The sequence below is a fragment of the Shewanella sp. ECSMB14102 genome (assembly GCF_000813075.1).
In the GTDB taxonomy this organism is placed as follows: Bacteria; Pseudomonadota; Gammaproteobacteria; order Enterobacterales; family Shewanellaceae; genus Shewanella; species Shewanella indica.
This window is the reverse complement of record NZ_JWGX01000086.1, coordinates 1-1,883: the sequence shown is the minus strand read 5'-3', so window position 1 is coordinate 1,883 and position 1,883 is coordinate 1. Positions and strand designations below refer to the sequence as shown.

The 1,883-nt window shown below is 48.0% G+C and carries 2 protein-coding genes; both read left to right on the top strand.

The genetic code is table 11. The features are described 5' to 3' along the window. On the top strand, positions 1 to 1,188 hold a 1,188-nt coding region (locus tag RC73_RS20855), incomplete at its 5' end, for a hypothetical protein (protein WP_039036154.1). A gap of 11 nt (positions 1,189 to 1,199) precedes the next feature. Next, positions 1,200 to 1,880 carry an RHS repeat domain-containing protein gene (locus RC73_RS21300; protein WP_082014394.1) on the top strand — a complete coding sequence of 227 codons (681 nt, stop codon included), beginning with the start codon at positions 1,200 to 1,202 and terminating at the stop codon, positions 1,878 to 1,880. Positions 1,881 to 1,883 lie beyond the last annotated feature (3 nt).

Below are 1,883 nucleotides of genomic sequence, written 5' to 3'. Positions count from 1 at the left end.
TACTTATACAACAGCCAAAATGCAATCGATAAAGAAACCCTGAGTCTGGACGGCAAGTCTTTCGTACTGGATTGGGAATACAACAATCTGGGAGCCGTCAGTTCATTGAAGTACCCATCAGGTGCATTGGTTGATTTTGCTCCCAATGCCTTGGGGCAAGCGACCAAGGCCGGCAGTTATGTCACAGGCGTGAGTTATCATCCCAACGGCCAGGTGAAACAATTTACATTCGGGAATGGCATTGTTCGCAATGTCGAGATGGATACCAGTGGCCGAATCGATTTGCTCACCGACAGCAAGAGCGGCGTGATAAAGAACAAACTCGACCCCAGCTACGATGGCAACGACAACCTGGTTCGCCTCATCGATTGGGTGGACAGAAACAATGATATTGACAATCTGGTTTACGACGGTGTTGACCGCTTGCTCAGTGCCGATGGCCGCTGGGGTACAGGTCGTTATACCTACGACGGTAAGGGGAATATCCTCAGCCGCACACTGAATAACGTCAACATAGGCTATAGCTATAACAACCTGAATCAGTTGAGTAAATTGAGCGGTGCCTACGCTTATGGTTATCAGTACGATACCCGCGGCAATGTCATCCACAATGGCCGTTACCCGCTCAGCTATAACCTGGGACAGCAAATGGTCTCAGCCAAAGGTATCAACTACAGCTACGATGGCCATAATCGTCGGGTACGCAAAACTGAAAGCGGTAAAAACAGTTACAGTGTGTACAGTCAGGGGGGCCAGTTGTTACATCGAGTCTCTGAAAACGGCATGAAGACTGACAGTATATATTTGGGCAAAACCATAGTTGCTGAAGTGGATGACCCAACCTCCTCGGTTGTTGTGCCGGCTCCTACAGTGAATATCAATATATCAGACACCATGATTGGTGGTGAATGCCCTCCTAAACAAGAATGTTTTGATATTGTGGATGTACCAGCGCACCGAATAGCCTGGTCGTCAACTTCATCCACGAGCTGCAGCGGTACGATTCAAAAGTATCGGAATGGTATCAACATGGGCACTATTACCCTGGTAGGTACAAGTGGCACACAAACAGAATTAAAGAATGGCACAGTGTATAACATCAGTGTCACTTGCACAGGAAACGGCGGCAGCAAAAGCGCTATTGCGACAGCTCGCGGCGGCAGTAGCGGCGGCGGTGATTACATGTAAGGGGAATACTCATGGAACGAATAATTCAACTCCTAACGCTGCTGTTACTGTTAGTATGCAGCCAAGTATCAGCAACCACAGTTAGATATCAGCATACAGATATGCTGGGGTCAGTCGTTGCAGAATCGGACAGTGCCGGCAACATCACCAGTCGCAGTCATTACGAGCCGTTTGGCAAACGATTGGGGGGAGACAAGGCCGGTATAGGCTACACAGGCCACCTGCAGGATGAGGACTTGAACCTGACCTATATGCAGGCACGATACTATGATCCGCTGATTGGGCGGTTCTATGCGGATGATCCGGTTGGGTTCAGGGATGTGTATTCGTTTAATCGGTATACGTATGCCAATAATAATCCATATAAATATGTGGATCCGGATGGGGAGTTTGCTTTAGCCTTATTTGCACCGCCTCCGCCAGTAGTGGGACAAACGGGCGGAAACGTTAAAGCCCCAAACATCACCAAGCAAGATGTGGTTTCTGGTGCAATCAGGACCGGCAATCCGATAGTTGCAGTAGTTGCAATCATATTGACTGCAGAGCAGGGAAACTCAGAAAATCAATCAAATAATGAAGGAAAAACTGGTCCTCATTCCAGCGAGGAAAGAGCATTACAAGACATGTTAAATGGTGATACTCGAAGAGCCCGAATTCAGATAATAAGTGCACCACTCATGGTTAAACGGTGAGGA

What these genes read in the sequence shown, in the direction of transcription:
- RC73_RS21300 (WP_082014394.1), top strand. Translation starts at nt 1,200, where the DNA reads ATGGAACGAATAATTCAACTCCTAACGCTGCTGTTACTGTTAGTATGC.